Source organism: Gluconacetobacter aggeris, assembly GCF_014174395.1.
Taxonomy (GTDB): Bacteria; Pseudomonadota; Alphaproteobacteria; order Acetobacterales; family Acetobacteraceae; genus Gluconacetobacter; species Gluconacetobacter aggeris.
The window spans coordinates 211486-231217 of record NZ_JABEQD010000006.1; the positions used below are offsets into that span (position 1 = coordinate 211486).

Consider the following 19732-nt stretch of genomic DNA (forward strand, 5'->3'; position numbering starts at 1 on the left):
CTTCGTCAGGAAATCGGAGCAGCCGCATAGGCCGGCTTTAACGCGTCCGAAAGCATCCTGATGTCCGAGCTTGTAAAACGGTCGGATGGCCATCCTCTCGACCGGCCCGTCTGGCACGCCCTCACAGGCCGCCAGCACGATTTCGCCGTCGCGAGAGGCCACGCCGTGCGATTCGACCCAGCCTATGGCCCGTTCGCGGCCGCCATCGACGATTCCGGACCGGCACTCCATGATCTGGCCATGCTGGCGGCGAAAGACGAAATCTGGCTGCTGGAAAGAAATCCGCCTCGGCGCATACCCGGCCTGATCATGCTCAAGCAGGCGGATTGCGTGCAGATGGTCGCCCATACGGTCACGACCGCCCCTATCCGCTTCGATATCGTGGAACTGGGTGCCGATGACGCGGTGGAGATGCTGGCGCTGGCAACATTGACACAGCCCGGCCCCTTTCGCGCCCATACCCGTGCGCTGGGCCATTTCATCGGTATCCGGGACCAGGGCCGTCTGGTCGCCATGGCCGGCGAGCGTATGCAACCCGATGCGTATGTCGAGGTCAGCGGCGTCTGCACCCATCCCGACCATCGCGGACGCGGCTATGCCGGCTTGCTGATGCGGGAGGTGGCAGCACGCATTCTGGGGCGGGGAGGCATTCCCTTCCTGCATTGCTACGCAACCAACACCGGTGCGATCGCACTTTACGGGTCGTTGGGATTCACCCCGTTCCAGACCGTCACCGCCGCCGCCTTCTCCGCCGCCTGACCGGGCCGGCCGGGACGCCGCCCCGGCCGGGAACGGTGCCTATCCGGCCGCGCCCTCCAGCGCCCGGCGCACGCCTTCCGCCCACGCCGGATCGGCCTTGGCGAAATGCGCCAGTTGGCGTTCGACGATTTCACCGGGGACCCCCTGCATGGCAGCCGCGATATTCCCGAAGAAACGCTGCCTCTGCCCCTCATCGAACAGGCGGAACAGGGCGGCGGGCTGACTGTAATCGTCATTGTCCACGCGATGGTCGTAATATCCCGCCTCGCCTTCCAGCCGCAGCGGCGGCTCCTTCGCGCCCGGGTCTTCCACCGGGCCGCCGAAGGAGTTCGGCTCGTAATACGCATCCGTGCCCTGCGGCGCGTCGAAGCGCATGGCCCCGTCGGCATGATATGTGCGCACCGGACATTTCGGCCGGTTGACCGGCAGGCTTTCATAATGCGTGCCGACGCGATAGCGATGGGCGTCGGCATAGGCGAACAGCCGCGCCTGCAGGACCTTGTCGGGCGAATAGCCGATTCCGGGCACGATATTCGACGGCGAGAACGACGCCTGCTCGATTTCCGCGAAATAATGCGCCGGGTTGCGGTTCAGTTCCAGCACGCCCACCTCGATCAGCGGAAAATCCCCGTGCGGCCAGACCTTGGTCAGATCGAACGGGTCGAAGGATTGCCGCGCGGCATCCGCCTCCGGCATGATCTGCACCGACAGCGTCCAGCGCGGGAAATCACCGGCCTCGATGGCGTCATACAGGTCGCGCTGCGAACTCTCCCTGTCCTGCCCGACAATGTCCGCGGCTTCCCCGTTGGTCCAGTGGCGATGCCCCTGATGGGTCTTGAAGTGGAACTTGACCCAGAACCGCTCGCCCGCGTCGTTCCAGAACGAATAGGTATGGCTGCCGAACCCATCCATGAAGCGGAACCCGCGCGGCAATCCGCGATCCGAGAACAGGATCGCAACCTGATGCAGGCTTTCCGGACTCAATGACCAGAAATCCCACATGGCGGTCGCCGAACGCATGTTGGTGCGCGGGTGGCGCTTCTGCGTGTGAATGAAATCGGGAAATTTCATCGGGTCACGGATGAAGAAGACCGGCGTATTGTTGCCCACCAGGTCCCAGTTGCCTTCGCCGGTATAGAATTTCAGCGCGAAGCCCCGCACGTCCCGCTCGGCATCCGCCGCTCCGCGCTCGCCCGCGACGGTCGAAAAACGGGCCAGGACCTCCGTCGTCCTGCCGATTTCGCCAAAAATCGCGGCGCGCGTATAGCGCGCGACATCCCCCGTAACGGTAAAGGTGCCGTATGCGCCCGAACCTTTCGCATGGACCACCCGCTCGGGAATGCGCTCGCGGTTCTGGTGCGCCAGCTTTTCCAGCAACTGGTAATTCTCCAGCAGCAGCGGCCCGCGACGACCGGCGCTCTTGCTGTTCTGGTTGTCAGGCACGGGCGTACCCGCGCTGGTCGTCAGGGCGGGGCGGACAATCTGGTCGGACATGGCGTTTCCCTTTCCGGAAATGATGCAGGACCGTGCGTACCAGCCTCCGATAGATAGATAAAATCGATTCTTTTTATCCTGCCGATAGGACATACTTATCGTATGACGCCTCCTCCTCTCCACTCTCTCGCCGGCCTCACTTTGCGCGATCTGGATTATGTCCTGGCGGTCGGCCGCACCGGCCATTTCGGCCGGGCCGCGCAGATCTGCGGCGTCAGCCAGCCGGGCCTGAGCGAGCAGATCCGCAAGGTCGAGGCCCTGCTGGGCTGCACGCTCTTCGAACGCGGGCGCCGGGGCACACGCCCGACCGCGCGCGGCGCGGCCCTGATCCCCCTCATCGCACGCATCGTCCGCGACGCGCATGTCCTGATGGAACAGGCACACGGCACCGGACACGACCTGACCGGCACCCTGGCGCTGGGCATCATCCCCACGCTGGCCCCCTATTACATGCCCACCCTGCTGCGGCGGCTTCGCACATCCCACCCGGACATCGCACTGCGCCTGACCGAGGACCGGACCGCCGAACTGGGCCGGCGATTGCTCGATTACACGCTGGATATCGCCATCGCGGCATTGCCCGTGCCGGAGGCCGGCATCACCTCCGCCCCCCTCTTCTTCGAACCGTTTCGCGTCCTGGCCCCCCGGACCCACCCGCTGGCCGCGAAAGCCGCGCTGTCTTCCACCGACCTCGACCATGCCGACCTGATCCTGCTCGATCCAGGTCATTGCCTGCGCGACCAGACCGTGTCGCTCTGCAGCCCGGCTCCGCCCCAGGCCGATCTGGACGGCCCGATCGCGACCAGCGTGGAGATGCTGCGCTACATGGTCGACGCCGGCGAGGGAATCGCCGTCATGCCGGCACTGGCGGTCGATACAGCCACCGACGCACGCGGCTTCTCCCGCGCCATCCCGTTCGCATCGCCCGACATCGGCCGGACCATCGGGCTGTGGTGGCGCGCCACCGACCCGCGCACGCCATTGTTCGAAAAACTGGCTCAGGCGCTCAGCACGAACACGAAAAAGGCGGGGCGATGAATTCGCCCCGCCTTTTCCTGTTTGACCCGTGCCGGATAGCGACCGGTTGCTGATGCCCGGTCCTTGCTAATGGCCAGCCGGGACCGGCGCCGTCCCGATTCCGGGTGCCGCGGCCGATCCGGCCAGATTGTCGAACGGTCCCTCGTCCCGCACGCTGTCGATCCCCCCCGCCGGATCGGGATGATGCAGCCCGTCATATTGCAGGACCGAGAACGTCATCGTCTGGTCAGGCGTCGGCAGCAGCTTGTCGCTCCACCCGCCGCCCAGCGAACGGATCAGCCCGATTTCCGCCTGGAAATAGCGGGTTTCAACCTGCACCTGCGAAATCTGGGCTTCCAGCGCGGCTTCCTGGGCGACGATCGCGTCCAGATAAGGCGACACCCCCCCCTTGTACAGGGTCATGGTCATGTTCTGCATGTCCAGTGCAGCCGATGTCGCCGCTTTCAGCCGGCCATTTTCGGCCCACAGACGGTCGGTACGCGACAATCCGTCCTCCACCTCGCGGAACGCCCTCAGCACCGAAGACCGGTAGCGATCGCGCGTTTCCCGATAGCTGGCCCAGGATGCCTGCAACGCCGCACGACGCAACCCGCCTTCGAAGATCGGCATCGAGGCCGACGCGCCATAGGACCACATGCTGTTCGCCAGATTGGCCAGGTCGAAGCCATTGGCATCGAACCCACCATTGGCATTGAGCGAGACATGCGGATAGAACGCCGCCCGCGACACCCCGATGGCCCGGTTGGCCTGCGCCATCTCGCGTTCCGCCGATGCCACGTCCGGCCGCCGCTGCAACAGGTCCGACGGCACGCCGACCGGAATGGCCGCCCGCACGAACGCCAGCCGGTCGGTTGGCGCGATATGGAAACCGGACGGCGCGCTGTTGGTCAGTACCGCGATCGCATGCTCGGTCACTTCACGCTCGGCCTGGATGTCCAGTTCGGCCGCCTGGGTCACATACAGGCGGTTCTGCGCCCGGGCCAGGTCCAGGCGCGGCGCGGCCTGGTTGGCAAGCTGCGTCTGGGTGACCTTCAACGCCTGTTCGTAATAGGCGATGGATTTGCGATAGATCGCATCCTGCGCGTCATACCCGCGCAGGGCGACATAATCGCTGGCCAGCTCCGCCTGCAAGCTCAACCGCGCACCGGCATAATCCGCCGCCTTCTCCTGGGCGGAAAACTTCGCCATGCGCACCTGGTTGCGGATCTCCGACCAGAAATCCGGCTCCCACGATGCCAGGCCGCCATAGAATTCGTCGGTCTGGGTCAGCGCCCCCTTGTAGCGGAACAGCCGGTCGGCCGACTGCTTGTTGTCCGACGCGCCGAAGGCCAGGCCGAAATGCGGCAGCAGGTCAGCCCGCGCGCTCATGACCATCGCCCTTGCCTGAACGAAACGCTCGGCCGCCGCCTGCAGATCCGCATTCGCCGCAACCGCCCTGTCTTCCAGCGCGTCGAGCTGCGGATCGTGCAGCAGCGTCCACCAGCGCGACGGCAGTTGCGTATCCGCCGGCGTCGCGGTGGCGAATACCCCCTGCCCATGCCAGCTTGCGGGCACGATGTAGGTCGGAGGATGATAGGCGGGCGCCAGATCGCAGGCGGATAGCGCCGCCAGCGACAGCATCGCCCCGCCGGACATCATGGTCCGGCGCAATGATCGCATGATCATCCCTCGATTTCCTCGTTTTCCTGATCATACCCCTTCGCCGGCTGGACCACATGCACCTTCTGCCCTTCCAGCAGGTCAGCCGGCGGGTTGTTGATGATCCGGTCGGTGGGCGAAACCCCAGACGTCACATCGGTCTCGGCATCTGCCATGCGCCCCACTTCGATGTCGTGATAATGCACCACATCATTGGCATCCAGCACCGCGACCTGCATGCCCTTCTCCTCGAACACCAGGGCAGCGGTCGGGATCTGGAACACACCCGGCGTCGACGGCGCCGTCATCTTCACCGACGCGAACGTGCCAGGCCACAGCTCATGCTTGTCGTTGTCGATGGTGAATTCCGTGATCGCCGTGCGGGTGTTGGGGTCATATCCCCGCGCGATGGTCAGGAAGTCTGCCTTGAAGGTCCGGTTCGCGAACTGCGGCACGCTGACTTCCGCCGTCATGCCGGGCTTGAGAATATACGAGAATGTTTCAGGCACCGACACGAACAGGCGCATCTTATGCATGTCCGATACGGTGAAAAGCTGGCTGGCGTCGCCATTGCTGCCATGCTCCCCCGCCCCGCTGCTCACATAGTCGCCCACATTGATGTCACGCGACGTCACCACGCCGTCGAACGGCGCCACGATGGTCTTGAAACGCTCCAGCGCCGTGAACTGATCCACCTTGTGCTCGGCCGCCTGCATCTGCGCCAGCCCGGCCTTCTCGTTCGCATCGGCGACCGAGACCGACTGGCCCGACACCGCCTGCGACTTGCCCATGGCCCGCCAGCGATTGGCGCTGACCACGGCCAGGTTGTACTTGGCCTGCGCCTCCGCCAGATCGGCCTTGGCCTGGGCGTATTGCGCGTCCAGGCTGGGGGCGTTGATCTCGGCCAGCACGTCGCCGGCCTTCACCTCGGCACCGTAATCCTTGTACCACATCTTCACGTAGCCCGAGGCCTGCGGGAAGAGCGGCGCCTGGTACCAGGCATCGATATTCCCCGGCAGGGTCAGGGTCACGGTCTTCGGCGAAGGCTTCGCCTGGATCACCGCGACGTCGGGCAGCGCGTTGCGCAGCGTTTCCGCACGCAGCTCGCTTACCGCGTGAACGCGGGTCACCACCTGATAGCCGACCAGCGCGACCAGGACACATGCCCCCGTCGCCAGAAGGGTATTGCGTGACAGGGAAGCCATCAGACGGTCTCCTTCCGGCTCGACGAGCGGTTGTAGATAATTGCGTAGACACAAGGGACGAACAGAAGCGTGGAAATGGTGGCCACGATCAGCCCGCCGATCACCGCCTTGCCCAGCGGCGCATTCTGCGAGTTGCTGATCGACATCGGCACCATGCCCACGATCATGGCTGCGGCCGTCATCAGCACGGGGCGGATACGTCCATATCCGGCCTCCAGCGCCGCCTTCAGCGCATCGCCATGGACTTCCAGCCGCTCACGGGCATAGGACACGACCAGGATCGAGTTCGCGGTCGCGGTGCCCATGCACATGATGGCACCGGTCAGGGCAGGCACCGACAGGTGCGTATGCGTCAGGAACAGGCTCCAGGCGATGCCCGCCAACGCCCCCGGCAGGGCCGAGATGATGATGAACGGATCAAGCCACGACTGGAAGTTGACGACGATCAGCAGGTAGATCAGCACGATCGAGACCGCCAGCCCGCCGACAAGCTGCACATAGGCGCTGCGCATCGTCGTCGCCTGGCCTTCCACATCCACGGCGGCGCCACGCGGCACGTCACCCGCCGTCTGGGCAATCACCTTGTTCACGCCAGCGAGCACGGTTCCCAGATCGGTACCTTCGGCCGACACGTAGATGTCGAATGCCGGCATCGAATTATAGTGCGACACCTGCCCCGGCGTCCCTTTTGCCGAGATCGTGCTGATCGCGCCCAACAGCTGCATCCCCTTGCCCGACGGATCGCCATCCCCCTTGTCGACCGGAATCGACAGCAGGTCGTTGAAGTGCGTCAGTTGGTTCTGCGTCACATAGGTATTCAGCAGGAAGGTCACCCCCCAGACCGGATCGTACCAATATTGCGGATCGACGGTCGAACTGCCCGACAGCGTCATCAGTTCATTGTCGGCCAGATCGGCGGCGTCGACGCCGGTAGCCTGGCTGAAGGTCCGGTCCCCCTTCACGAACAGGGTCGGCGTCTTCATGGTCTGCTGTAGCGATACGTCGCTGGCACCAGGCACAAGCCGCAGCTTATTCACCAGTTCCAGGGCGTACTGATAGCTTTTGCCAAGTTCCGGACCAGCGATCTTGATATCGATCGGCGCGGGCGAGCCGAAATTGAGAATGCGGGCCGTCAGGTCGGCCGGCTGGAAGGTAAAGACCGTGCCGGGAAAGCTCGCCGACAGTCCCTTGCGCAGCACGGCGCGATAATCCCACACCGGTGCTTCCGCCTCGGTCAGCGTGATCGTCAGGTCGCAATCCTGCGTTCCGATCGTCGGTGTGGGGATGAACGCCTGGTTGTGCGGGCCTTCCGGCAGGCCGCAATTGCTTACCACGTCATCCACCTTGCCGGGCAGTAGCTGATGGATCCGGTCGCTGACCAGCGTCGCGATCCGGCCGGCCACTTCGATACGCGTACCCAGCGGCGCGCGCATATGCATCTGCAACTGGTCGGACTTGATTTCCGGGAAGAAGTCGCGCCCGGCGACCGCATACAATCCCATCGAGAGCAGCGACCCCCCGAGGAAAATCAGCACGAAGCGCCCACGTCGCGCGATCGAGCGTTCCAGGAACCGGCCATATGCCTCGCGGAAGGCGGTAAACCGGCGTTCGAACCCGCGCTGAAAGCGCGAAAAGACATTTCCCCCCTTCAACTGGTCCTCATGCGTGTCATGCCCATGCGCGCCATGGGTCTGCCCCGCCAGCAGAAACTTCGCCATGGTCGGCACCAGGGTGCGCGACAGGATGAAGGAAGCGATCATCGCGAAGATGATGGCTTCGGCCATCGGCATGAACAGCCAGCCCGCAACGCCGCCCAGTTCGAACAGCGGCAGCCAGACGATGCAGATGCAGGTGGTGGACACGAAGGTCGCGATCACGATCTGGTTGGCCGCGTCGATGATCGCGACCTCCAGTTCCTTGCCCATTTCCAGATGCGTATCGATATTTTCGATCATCACGGTGGCATCGTCGACCAGGATACCGACCGCCAGCGCCAGCCCGCCCAGGGTCATGACGTTGATCGTCTGCCCGGCCCAACCCAGCCCGATGACCGCGCACAGGATCGCCAGCGGGATCGAGGTGGCGATGATGATCGTGGAGCGCCAGGAGCCCAGGAACAGCAGCACCACCAGGCCGGTCAGGAACGCGGCGGTGATCATCTCGCGCAGCACGTCCACGATCGAATCCTTCACGAAGCCGGAGGCATCGTTCAGGACCGAGATATGGGCCGTGGACGGAATGACCTTCTGCAGGCGCGGCATCAGTGCCTTCACGCCGGACACGACATCCAGAGTCGAGGCCTCGCCGCTCTTCATCACCACCATGATGACCGCCTGCCGCCCCTTGACCAGCACGAGGTTGGTCTGAGGATGGCCGCCACGGTACACCTGGCCGAGATCATGCATGTAGATGACGGAATTGCCGACGCGCTTGATCGGGATATTCGCCAGTTCTTCCATCGATCGCGGCTGCGCATTGGTCGCGACCATCCAGTCGGTCGCGCCGATCTTCTGGTCGCCGGCCGGTCGCACGATGTTCTGCTTGTCCAGGACGTTCTGCACGTCCATCGCCGACAGATGGTGCGCCTGTAGCTGCTTCTGGTCGAGCGCGAACATCACGAAGGCATCCATGCCGCCATAGGGATGCGGCACGATCGCGCCCGGCACCGTCACCAGCAGCGTCCGAACGCGGATCTGCGCCAGCTTGAACAGGTCGGACGGCGTCATGGTGTCGGACGTCAGTTCCAGCGTGATGACGGGAACCGACGATGCTTCCAGCTTCATGATCATCGGTGCCGGAATCTTCTCCGGCAACTGCATCAGCACCGTCTGCGAGATCGCGGTCACGTCCGCCTCGGCCGATCCGATATCCGTGCCGGGCTGGAAGAAGATCTTCACGATACCCCGGCCGTAATAGGAATCGGACTCCATGTGCTCGATTCCCTCGACCGTCGAGGTCACGCCCTGCTCGTAATTGTACATGACGCGGGCGGCGAATTCGTCGGGCAGCAGACCACCATAGGTCCACACCACGGCGATCGCCGGAATCTTGATATTGGGAAAGACGTCTGTCGGCGTCTTGAGGGCGGACATGACGCCGAACAAGACGATCAGGATCGACAGAACGACAAATGTGTACGGCCGTCGCAGGGCCGTCACGACGATTGCATTCATAGGTGACTTTTTCCCCGTCCAGGGCTTTTACCGGCATCAGGAGGAAACAGGCCGTACAACCGCGTCCGGAAGACAGGTACGCCAAATCATTTCCTATTCGGAATGAATATCGACGCCCTTCCGCCAACCGGGGCCGGGTCCGGCCTCGTCACCGCGCATGGCGCGGGACTATTCCTGTTCGGATCAGGGATTATGCGGCGTGATGGTCATCTCTGGCTCCCCGTGCGCGCGTGCCCGCAAGAGCGACGCTGTCTCTCAACAGCCTATACATAGATATATTTCAAAGTATGTATGAAAAGATGTCCATGTTCCGAAAACAAATTTCATGAAGCCCGCGTCACCACCGGGAAAGGGCGATTCTATGCCCAACTCTTCATCACTGTCCGATAAATTATTGCGCAACGTAACATAAAATAGACATCGTTACGCTATAAATACGAGCCGGCGCCCGGGTTTCCCCGGCACGCCGCTCTCGTCACCCGTATCAGCCGCGGCGGCGAAGCTGCCCGACATCGCGCACCGCGCCCCGCGCGGCGCTGGTGGTCAGGGCCGCATAGGCCTGCAACGCGACCGACACGGTGCGCGTCCGGTCGGGCTGCCAGGCGGCATCGCCCGTCTCTTCCATCTGGAGCCGGCGCGCCGACAGCTCGGCGTCGGGCAGGTCGACGCGCAGAATCCGTCCGGGGATGTCGATCTCGATCAAATCGCCATCGCGCAGCAGGCCGATCGCACCGCCCTCCGCCGCCTCGGGCGAGATATGGCCGATCGACAGGCCCGAACTGCCGCCCGAAAACCGGCCGTCGGTGATCAGCGCGCACGACTCGGCCAGCCCCTTGGATTTCAGGTAGCTGGTCGGATACAGCATCTCCTGCATGCCGGGGCCGCCCTTGGGCCCCTCATAGCGGATCACCACCACGTCGCCCGCCACGATCCGGTTGCCCAGAATGGCCGACACGGCATCGTCCTGGCTTTCGAAGATCCGTGCCGGCCCCTTGAAGCGCAGCAGGCCGGCCGCGACACCCGCCGTCTTCACGATCGCACCGTCCTCGGCGATGTTGCCGTACAGCACCGCCAGCCCGCCATCCTGGCTGAAGGCATGCGCGCCATCGCGGATCGCCCCCTCTGCCCGATCCAGATCCAGCGCGTGATACCGGCTGGCCTGCGAGAATGCCTGCGTGGTCCGCACGCCGCCGGGGGCGGCGCGAAACAGGGTCTTCGCCCCCTCGGGCACATCCGGCACCGTGACGTCCCACTGCTCCAGCGCCTGCGCCAGCGACGGCGCATGCACCATCGACACCTCGCGATGCAGCAATCCCAACCGGTTCAACTCGCCCATGATGGCGAAGATGCCACCCGCGTGATGCACGTCCTCCATATGCACGTCGGCCTTCGACGGCGCGACCTTGCACAGATGCGGCACCCGGCGCGACAGGCGGTCGATATCGGCCATGGTGAACGGCACCTCCCCCTCATGGGCGGCGGCCAGAAGATGCAGCACGGTGTTGGTCGACCCGCCCATGGCGATATCGACCGTCATCGCATTCTCGAACGCCTCCATGGTGGCGATGCCGCGCGGCAGCACGCTGGCATCGTCCTGCTCGTACCAGCGGCGGGCCAGCCCGACGATCCGCCGCCCGGCCTCCAGGAACAACTCGCGCCGATCGGCATGGGTCGCCACCAGGCTGCCATTGCCCGGCAGGGCCAGGCCCAGCGCCTCGGTCAGGCAGTTCATCGAATTGGCGGTGAACATGCCCGAGCACGATCCGCAGGTCGGACAGGCCGACCGTTCGATCGATTCGGACTCGGCATCGCTGACGCGCGGATCGGCGGCCGAGACCATCGACGTCACCAGGTCCACATGGCGCTCGATGCCGCCTTCCGTCACCCGACCGGCCTCCATCGGGCCGCCCGAGACGAAGATGACGGGGATGTTCAGCCGCATCGCGGCCATCAGCATGCCCGGCGTGATCTTGTCGCAATTGCTGATGCACACCAGCGCGTCGGCGCAATGTGCGTTGCACATATATTCCACCGCATCGGCGATCAGCTCGCGCGAGGGCAGGCTGTACAGCATGCCGCCATGCCCCATGGCGATGCCGTCATCGACCGCGATCGTATTGAATTCACGCCCGATTCCGCCCGCCTCGGCCACCGCGCCCGCCACGAGCTGGCCCAGATCCTTCAGATGCACATGCCCCGGCACGAACTGGGTGAAGGAATTGGCGATGGCGATGATCGGCTTGCCGAAATCGGATTCCTGCATGCCCGTGGCGCGCCACAGGCTGCGGGCCCCGGCCATGTTGCGGCCATGCGTCGTGGTGCGGGAACGATAGGCGGGCATGATACGTAAAGCCTTTCCGGACAGGGCAGGTCGGGGCGAGGCCGCTTGGCCCCGATGCGCCGCGTCCCGGCGCGCCTCCCTTATATGAGACGTTTCCCCCCGCCGTGAAGCACCACACCCCGTGCGTCCGCGCTTTCACGTCGTCATGACCAGCCGGGACATTGTTCGGGCGCCAGAAAACCCCATGTCACCACACAGCAACCACGCCACTCATGAAGCGTGGACGCCAAAGGGAGGAACACCCCATGAGCATCCCCGTTCTGCATATCCTCAACGACAAGGGCCCCGCCGTCATCACCGTCGGCGAGCATGAGCCCGTCACGGCAATTGCCCGCCTGCTGGTCGAACGCCGCATCGGAGCGGTACCGGTCGTCGACCCGGCCGGCCATCTCGCCGGCATGGTCTCGGAACGCTCGATCGTCGATGCCCTGGCGCATCACGGCGCGCATATCGAACGCCTGAACGCGCGGGACATCATGACGCGCGAGGTCCCGACCGCCACCCGCTCCGAGGACATCCAGTCGGTCGCTCGCAAGATGACCCGCCGCCACAGCCGCCATGTGCCGATCCTCGACGGTAGCGGCCATCTGGTCGGCCTGGTCAGTATCGGCGACATCGTGAGGATGCGGCTGGAGGAGGCCGAGACCCTGGCGCGCGAGATGCGTGCCTACGTCATGCAGGACGGTGGCTACGCCGCGGTGCCCCCGCGCCCCGTCGCGTCCTGAAAAGCCCGGCCGGACATGCGCGCTGGCGGCGACCCGGCGCGCGTTTCCTGTATTCCGATGGGTTCTGGCCGACCCGGAAATGGCGTTCCACCGCCCGGCCATGATATGCACCCTCCCCCGCAGAGAGGAAGGATGCTCCCTTGGCCGATCCCCGGCACGGGCCTGCCCCGGCCCGCTCCCCCCAGGGCTTTTCCGGCCAGTTGGCCGAAGTCGATCTGCGCCTGCTGCGCGTGTTCCGCACCGTGGCGACGCGCGGCGGGTTCGCCGCCGCCGAACTGGCGCTGGGCAAGAGCAAATCGTCGATCAGCATCGACATCTCGTCCCTCGAACAGCGCCTGCGCATCCGCCTGTGCCGCCGGGGGCGCGGCGGTTTCGCCCTGACGCCGGAAGGCCGAGCGGTCCTGGACGCGACCGACGACCTGCTGCGCGACATCGACCGCTTCCGGGACCGGATCAATATCGCCAGCGGCGTGCTGTCCGGCCGCTTCGCGCTCTACGTCATCGACAACATGCTGGTCTATGGCGAAACCGGCATCATCCGGGCCCTGGAGATCTTCGCCCGCCAGCATCCCCAGGTCTTCATCAGCATGACGTCCGCCGCCGCTGCCGATATCGAACACGCGCTGCTGGACGGACGGGCGACGGCGGCGCTGACATTGATGCCAAACGCCCAGCCGGCCCTCAGCGCCAGCATCCTGGTCTCGGAAACGCTGCACCTGTATTGCGGCCGGCGGCACGCGCTGTTCGACCATGAGGGACCATTGACGCTGGCAATGCTGGAGGCGCAGCGCCTGATCGACGTCTCCGACGCCGCCACGGCATCCCAATGGCCCGCCATCCGCCGCCGCCTGACCTTTTCCGCTTCGGCCGAAACGATCGATTCCCGGGCGATGCTGATCCTGACGGGCGTCTATCTCGGCTTCCTGCCCGACGCCTTCGCCGCCCCGATGGTCCGCGACGGACAGTTGCGCCAGCTATCATGCGCCGACCTGCCCCCGCTGGCGACCCAATTGCATTTCGTCGTCAAGAAGGACGCCGAAAACAGCCTGATGACCGATGCATTCCGCGCGGCCCTGAACACCGCATCCAACGAAAACGCCTGAACTGCGGTTGAAAAACGTGCCTTGGTCGCGCGGCGGAAGAAAAGACGCCGCAAAAACAAAGGGCGCACGGACCGAAATCCGCACGCCCTTTGCAGCAACCGCAGGGTCAGGAGGACATGCGCACGCCGGTGCACATGTCCTTCCGGTCGCTTTTCAGAACGTCGCCTGCACGCGGGCCTCGACCGAGTCACCGGTGCGGCCGAGCGTATTCGTCGCCTGCTGGCTACGCGACACGATGAAGTGGCTGTAATCCGCCTTGATCGCGAAATGGCGGTTCGGGTACCAGTTCAGCCCACCCTGCCAGACCGTCTGCTGGCCACCATTCACGCCATAATAATTATACATCTTGCTGGAGGCGAGCGCCGACGGATCATGCGCGTTGTCGTTCAGGTCGATCACGCTGTAATGACCGACGACCTCCAGGGCGCCCCACTGGTTGTGGGCCGGATCGAATTCTTCGGTCGCCTTGACGCCCGGCGCGCCCCACGCACCTTCCTTGTAGTTATACATGCGCGGCGTACCGAAGATCGTGTAGGCAGCCGCACCGTACCAACCCTGGAAGTTCAGCGTCGGCAGGGTCGCCTGCGAACGCTCGATCCCGACGTGATAATACTCGCCCTTCACGAGCAGGCGGCGCCAACGCAGGCCCAGTTCGGGACCGGCTGCCCAGACATGCGAGACGAACGGAATGGTACCGGTGGCAGACATGCTGCCTTCACCGATATCGAATTCCGGACGCTGACCGAACGACGTCGTGCGGTTGTGGCTACCCGTGCCCTGGACCTTGAATGCCGACATCGCCGACACACCCATGTGCAGGTCCCAGTCCTTCGTCGCGATCGGCCGGCCGGCGAAGCGGAACACCCCGCCGGTCTGGCTGTCGACGACCGATCCGCTGCCACCGCCATAATAGGTGGCACCGTTGTCGGACGGGTTACGATGACCCCACTCCTGACCGGTGAAGTAACCGGCAATCCACCAGCGCTTCTCGTAATGCATGCCACCGACGCTGAAGCGCGCATCGCCGGCTGCGATGTTACGCACCATATCGGTAATGCTCGGACGCTCGAGCGTCATGAAGTCGTTGGAGCTTTCCGCATCCTCTTCGGTCACGCGCGGCTGGAAGTAACCAACCGTCAGCACCGTGTTGCGCAGGCCGGTATAGTTCAGGTTGCCTTCATACAGGCCGACATAACCGTCGTTATGGTTGGCGCCGAAATCGGGCGTAACGGCCGCGACCCAGTTCTTGTAACGGAACATGAAGGGAATACGCAGGCGGCGCTGGTTGGTCGTGAAGGCGTTGAATGCCCCCTTCGCCTCGTTGCCACGCGGATTGTTGGTGATGAAGCCGCCAAAATCCTCATGGAAGGCGAGACCGATTGACAGCGCATATTCACCGTCTTTCGACTGGACCGTGAAACGCCCGTTGGGGAAACCGATCTTCATGCCACCGACGGCAACTTCTTCGTCGCTCTTCGTAGCAGCCTGAAAATCCCTCCAGGACTCGACCACGGCGCGATCCGACGGCGGCGTTCCGGCGCCATTCGAATTCAGCACGCCAACGCTCGGACGAATGGGCTCGCCGATATTGATGTCATGCGCCATGCGATTGGACATTTCGGAACGATGCGCCGCTGCGGCCACCCGGGCGGTCCGGGTGTTCGTGTCGGGCTCGTTCAGGCGAGATTTCAGAGCCTTGATCTGGTTCCGCATCTCCAGCATTTCCCGGCGCAGTTCACGCAGTTGCGCATCCTGCGAGTCTGCTGCCGACGCTGGGTGGATCATGGAGACGGTGCCCAGCAATGCCGTGGTGCAGAACAAGGCAGAAAGAGAAGATCGCAGACGCATATCATCCGTTCCGAAGGAGAAGATGACAGCTTCGTAAACTGCGCTGACTTTTTTCGGTGTGATGATTTTATAACTGTTGTATGACAAAACGATGACAAAATACTGCAACTCATTGAAATAGATGAAGTTACACGCTGTTGCATACACACCACAGTGGAGATGAAACAAGAAATACCAAATGGGCCCGGTCAAATATGACAGAATTATTTACGACCCGACGACAGAAAACTGGATAAAAGATAATATTTTCAACGCCGAACAAATAAAAAAGGCGGAGACCGAGGTCCCCGCCTTTTCCGCACCGATGGAGCGCGCCTGTTACCAGGCGGCGCGCACCGCCGCCTTCACCGAAGCCGGCAGAACGACATAATCCAGGCGGCTGGCAGCCGAATCGCCATTGTCGAAAGCCCAGCCGAAGAATTTCCGCACCGCAGCACCCTTGTCCGCATCCTTCGGCGGCTTCGGCACCAGCACATAGGTCGCGGAGACGATCGGCCACGCGCCCTGGCCCGGCGTGTCCAGCAGGTCGACCGCGAAATTGGTCGCACCCTTCCAGTCGGCAGCGCTGGCGGCCTTGGCAAAGCTGTCCAGGTTGGCGGTGACGAAATCGCCGGCCTTGCCCTTCAGTTGCACCGTCGTCATGTGGTTGCGATTGGCATAGGCATATTCGACATAGCCAATACCGCCTTCGGTGTTGCGGACCGAGGCCGCGACGCCGTCATTGCCGCGGGCGCCCACGCCACCCGGCCAGGCAATCGAGCTGCCGGCGCCGACCGAATCGTGCCACGACTGCGATTCACGCGACAGGTACGAGGTGAACACGAAGGTCGTGCCCGAACCGTCCGCGCGATGAACCGTCGCGATGGGCAGGTCCGGCAGCTTCAGGCCCGGGTTCAGCGCCGTGATCTTCGGGTCGTTCCACGAGGAAATGGTACCCGCATAGATGTCGGCCAGCACGTCGCCCGTCAGGCGCAGCGCGTTGGCGTTCACACCCGGAACATTCACCACCGGCACGATGCCGCCCATCACGGTCGGGAACTGGAACAGCGAACCTTTTTCCAGCTTGGCCGCATCCATCGGGGCATCGGACGCACCGAAATCGACCGTGCCGGCCAGGATCTGGTTCTGGCCCGCGCTGGAGCCAACGCTCTGGTAGTTCACGGCGACGCCGGTGGCGCGCTTGGCGGCGGCACCCCAGGCTTCGTAGATCGGGGCGGCAAAGCTGGAGCCGGCTCCGGTGATGTCGGCGGCGTGCGCGACGGAGAGGGCAGCCGGACCAGCCGCAAACATAAGCGCGGCAAGGAATTTGACAGGACGACGCATCGGGTTCCGTTCCTGGACGAGCATGACAGACAACCTGGGCAACGGCGACCAAGCGATATGGCACACCTGTCCCGGGTGCCCCCTCCTAGCCCGGATCAGCCGGCTGAGGGCATGATGTGTCTATGACAGTTTCATGACGTTTCAAAGACACGACCTCCCCGAACGGGAACCACACGGTAAAGGCCGTCCCCTTCCCCACCCGGCTTTCGACCGTCAGTCGCCCGTCATGCCGGTCGATGATATGCTTGACGATCGCCAGCCCCAGACCGGTCCCGGTCCGCCGGGCAGAACTTCCCTCGACGCGGTAGAAGCGCTCCGTCAGGCGCGGCAGGTGACGCGCCTCGATCCCCGGCCCGTTATCGGTCACGGTAAAGGCGATCCCCTGCCGGACACCCCCCTCCATTCCTGGTCCATGGATTTTGCCCGCGCCCACCACGCCCATCAGCGCGGCCGGCACCGTCTGGCGCACACGCAGGCCGATCGTCACCGCGCGATCGCGCTCGTCCGATCCGTATTTGATCGCGTTCTCGATCAGGTTCAGCAGCACCTGGACCACCTGGTCGGCATCGCCGGCAAAATCCGACAAGCCGGCGGGCAGGTCGACAGCCAGGCTGGCCGGCCCGCCTTCCAGCAGGGGCATGGCCTCGTCACGCACGCGCGAGACGATGGCGGCGGGGCTGACCGTGCCGCGCGGCTTGCGGTGCTCGATCATCTGCACCCGCGACAGCATCAGCAACCGGTCCAGCAGGCGCTGCATCCGGCCCGCCTGCCCAGCCATGACTTCAAGAAAGCGCTGCTGCGCCGACGGATCGTCGGCAGCCGGCCCACGCAGCGTCTCGATAAAACCCGTCAGCGCCGCCAGCGGCGTGCGCAGCTCATGGCTGGCATAGGCCACGAAATCGGTCCGCATGCGCTCCAGCGCGTCGCGCTCACTCCCATCCTGCAGGGTGGCCAGCACCACCGACTGCCCCGGCCCGATGCTGATCCTGCGGAACTGCCCACGCACCGCACGGCGAATCGGCACATCCAGCATCATATCCACTTCGGCCCGGTCGCCGTCCCGCAACCCCAGCACGGCGGACAGCGATGCCGGATGCCGCACGATCGCACCCAGGCTGTCGCCGAACAGTTCCCATGCGCCAGGCCCGGCATGCAGGATACGCCCCCCGGCATCCAGCACCAGAACGGCCGCCGGCACCAGGTCCAGCGTCTCGATCATGCGCGACAAGGCATCGGCCGAGGGCGGAGCCGCATGGACGGAATCCCCTCCGGCCACGGACATTGTGGCGGCGCGCCGGCTGGCGATCATGCGCCACCCCATCGCCCCCGCCCCCAGCACCCCCAGGGCCGCCACGATATTCTCGGCCGCTATTGCGGACATGATTCAACTCCCGGCCCGGCATGCGCGCAGGCCCCGCAATCAGGGGCGCGGGTCATCCAGCGCATAGCCGGCGGCCCGGACGGTCCGGACGATGTCGCCCTCCCCCGGCCCGTTCAGGATCAGGCGCAGACGCCTGATATGCACGTCGACCGTTCGCAGTTCCACATGCACCCCGCGTTCCCACACCCGCTGCAACAGATCCTCGCGTGAGAACACCTGGCGCGGATTGCGCAGGAAAAACTCCAGGATCCTGTATTCCGTGGGGCCCAGCGCCAACGCGCGCCCGTTGCGTTCGGCCCGATGGGCCACCGTGTCCATCGTGACATCGGCAAAACGCAGAACCTGCTCCATCGGCGGTGCCCGGCGCAGCAGGGCACGGATACGCGCCTGTAACGCCTCGATGCTGACGGGTTTGACCACATAATCGTCGGCACCGACATCCAGCCCGCGAATATTGTCCACCTCACCGGCCCGGGCAGTCAGCATCAGGATCGGCAGCGCGCGGGTCGCCTCCTGCTCGCGCAGGCGCCGACACACATCCAGCCCCGAGAGGCCGGGCAGCATCCAGTCCAGGATCATCAGGTCGGGCCGGCGCTCCGCGACACGCGCCAGCGCCTGGTTGCCGTCCTCGGCCACGCCGACCTCGTATCCCAGTTTTTCCAGATTGTACCGCACCAGCATCAGCAGCGCGTCGTCATCCTCGACCACCAGAACATATGCCCGGCGCGCGCCGCCTGCTGCCTCAGCCGTATCCGTCATCGTACCCGACATCACTTCGATTCCGTTATACCACCGGCAAGCCACGCGGCCTTACGACCGGCAGTTGCTCACCCGTGGCGGCAAAATAAACACGTTCGGCGATATTGGTGGCGTGATCGCCGATCCGCTCCAGGTTCTTGGCGATGAACAGCAGATGGGTGCAGGAGCGGATCGTACGCGGGTCCTCCATCATGTAGGTCACCAGCTCGCGGAACATGGCGGTATACAGCTCGTCCACCGCCGCGTCCGACTGCCAGACCTCGACCGCACGCTCGCTGTCCTGCTGGCTCATGGCGTCGATCGCCCGGCGCAGATTCTCCTGCACCAGCCGGCCCATGGTGCGCAACCCACCCGGCGACAGGCGCGCGTCCCCGGCATCCAGCCGCAAGGTGCGGCGCGCGATGCTGGCGGCGCAATCGCCGATCCGCTCCAGGTCGCCCGAAATCTTCATCGCCGCCACGATCTCGCGCAGGTCGCCCGCCATCGGCGCCCGCAGCGCCAGCAGGCGGATCGACAGGGTTTCGACCTCACGCTCCAGCTCGTCCACCTGCGGATCACGCTCCGATGCCTCCATCGCCGCGTCCTCGTCGCGGTCGACGATCGCAGCCATCGCCATCGCCATCTGGCTTTCGACAATTCCGCCCATCCGCACCAGCATCCCCCGGACCTGGTCCAGTTCCTGCTCGTAGCTGCTGACGGTGTGCGCCTGTTCCTTGACCATGGTGCGTCTCCCCTGCCCGCCGAACTCAGCCGAACCGGCCGGTGATGTAATCCTGGGTGCGCCGCTCGCGCGGGGCGGTGAACATGCGGTCGGCACTGTCCACCTCGACCAGCTCGCCCATGTAGAAGAACGCCACCCGATCCGCGCAGCGCGCCGCCTGCTGCATGTTATGCGTCACGATCGCGATCGTGAACTCGCCTTTCAGCTCGTCCAGCAATTCCTCG

General features: G+C 64.5%; 14 protein-coding genes and 1 pseudogene. 4 read left to right on the forward strand and 11 right to left on the reverse strand.

All coding sequences use genetic code 11. The features are described 5' to 3' along the window. Nucleotides 1–60: 60 nt before the first annotated feature. Nucleotides 61–759, forward strand: coding sequence for a GNAT family N-acetyltransferase (locus HLH36_RS10975; protein ID WP_182986405.1), 699 nt, complete (start codon nucleotides 61–63; stop codon nucleotides 757–759). Nucleotides 760–798: 39 nt separating this feature from the next. Here the strand turns inward: HLH36_RS10975 and HLH36_RS10980 are convergent, their stop codons facing one another. Further along, on the reverse strand, nucleotides 799–2253 hold the full coding sequence (locus HLH36_RS10980; protein WP_182986406.1) for a catalase: 1455 nt from the start codon (nucleotides 2251–2253) through the stop codon (nucleotides 799–801). A gap of 102 nt (nucleotides 2254–2355) precedes the next feature. On the opposite strand from HLH36_RS10980, the gene HLH36_RS10985 reads away from it, so the two are divergent. Continuing rightward, a complete protein-coding gene (locus tag HLH36_RS10985) occupies nucleotides 2356–3291 on the forward strand; it encodes a hydrogen peroxide-inducible genes activator (protein WP_182986407.1) in 936 nt (311 codons plus the stop codon). A gap of 66 nt (nucleotides 3292–3357) precedes the next feature. Here the strand turns inward: HLH36_RS10985 and HLH36_RS10990 are convergent, their stop codons facing one another. The 4 genes from HLH36_RS10990 to ilvD form a co-directional block, all read right to left on the reverse strand. Then, complete coding sequence (locus HLH36_RS10990) at nucleotides 3358–4956, reverse strand: efflux transporter outer membrane subunit (RefSeq protein ID WP_182986408.1); 1599 nt, start codon at nucleotides 4954–4956, stop codon at nucleotides 3358–3360. Beyond that, the gene (locus HLH36_RS10995) at nucleotides 4953–6134 is read right to left on the reverse strand and encodes an efflux RND transporter periplasmic adaptor subunit (protein WP_182986409.1); all 1182 of its coding nucleotides are present in this window, start codon (nucleotides 6132–6134) and stop codon (nucleotides 4953–4955) included. Before HLH36_RS10995 ends, HLH36_RS10990 begins: the two co-directional genes overlap by 4 nt. Next, on the reverse strand, nucleotides 6134–9307 hold the full coding sequence (locus HLH36_RS11000) for an efflux RND transporter permease subunit (RefSeq protein ID WP_182986410.1): 3174 nt from the start codon (nucleotides 9305–9307) through the stop codon (nucleotides 6134–6136). The genes HLH36_RS10995 and HLH36_RS11000 overlap by 1 nt, the downstream gene beginning before the upstream one ends. Before the next feature lie 484 nt (nucleotides 9308–9791). Further along, entirely contained in the window at nucleotides 9792–11648 is a 1857-nt protein-coding gene (gene ilvD, locus HLH36_RS11005) for a dihydroxy-acid dehydratase (protein WP_182986411.1), read from the reverse strand. Nucleotides 11649–11893: 245 nt separating this feature from the next. Here ilvD and HLH36_RS11010 point away from each other — a divergent pair, with 245 nt between their 5' ends. Continuing rightward, nucleotides 11894–12373: a CBS domain-containing protein gene (locus HLH36_RS11010; protein ID WP_182986412.1), complete on the forward strand. Its 480-nt coding sequence runs from the start codon at nucleotides 11894–11896 to the stop codon at nucleotides 12371–12373. Nucleotides 12374–12513: 140 nt separating this feature from the next. Next, nucleotides 12514–13476, forward strand: a complete 963-nt coding sequence (locus HLH36_RS11015; protein WP_182986413.1) for a LysR family transcriptional regulator — start codon at nucleotides 12514–12516, stop codon at nucleotides 13474–13476. 153 nt (nucleotides 13477–13629) lie between these two features. Here the strand turns inward: HLH36_RS11015 and HLH36_RS11020 are convergent, their stop codons facing one another. The 6 genes and pseudogenes from HLH36_RS11020 to HLH36_RS11045 all read right to left on the reverse strand — a co-directional run. After that, a complete protein-coding gene (locus HLH36_RS11020) occupies nucleotides 13630–15324 on the reverse strand; it encodes an OprO/OprP family phosphate-selective porin (RefSeq protein ID WP_182986441.1) in 1695 nt (564 codons plus the stop codon). A 318-nt stretch (nucleotides 15325–15642) separates the two neighbouring features. Next, nucleotides 15643–16647, reverse strand: a complete 1005-nt coding sequence (gene pstS / locus HLH36_RS11025) for a phosphate ABC transporter substrate-binding protein PstS (RefSeq protein ID WP_182986414.1) — start codon at nucleotides 16645–16647, stop codon at nucleotides 15643–15645. Nucleotides 16648–16732: 85 nt separating this feature from the next. Continuing rightward, nucleotides 16733–18028 (reverse strand): ATP-binding protein, encoded by a 1296-nt coding sequence (locus HLH36_RS11030; protein WP_182986415.1) that lies wholly within the window; start codon nucleotides 18026–18028, stop codon nucleotides 16733–16735. Nucleotides 18029–18067: 39 nt separating this feature from the next. After that, entirely contained in the window at nucleotides 18068–18799 is a 732-nt protein-coding gene (gene phoB, locus HLH36_RS11035) for a phosphate regulon transcriptional regulator PhoB (RefSeq protein ID WP_246376719.1), read from the reverse strand. A gap of 13 nt (nucleotides 18800–18812) precedes the next feature. Then, nucleotides 18813–19508 (reverse strand): phosphate signaling complex protein PhoU, encoded by a 696-nt coding sequence (gene phoU, locus HLH36_RS11040; protein WP_182968881.1) that lies wholly within the window; start codon nucleotides 19506–19508, stop codon nucleotides 18813–18815. Between the two features lie 25 nt (nucleotides 19509–19533). Then, a pseudogene (locus tag HLH36_RS11045) lies at nucleotides 19534–19732 on the reverse strand (phosphate ABC transporter ATP-binding protein); the annotation flags it as partial.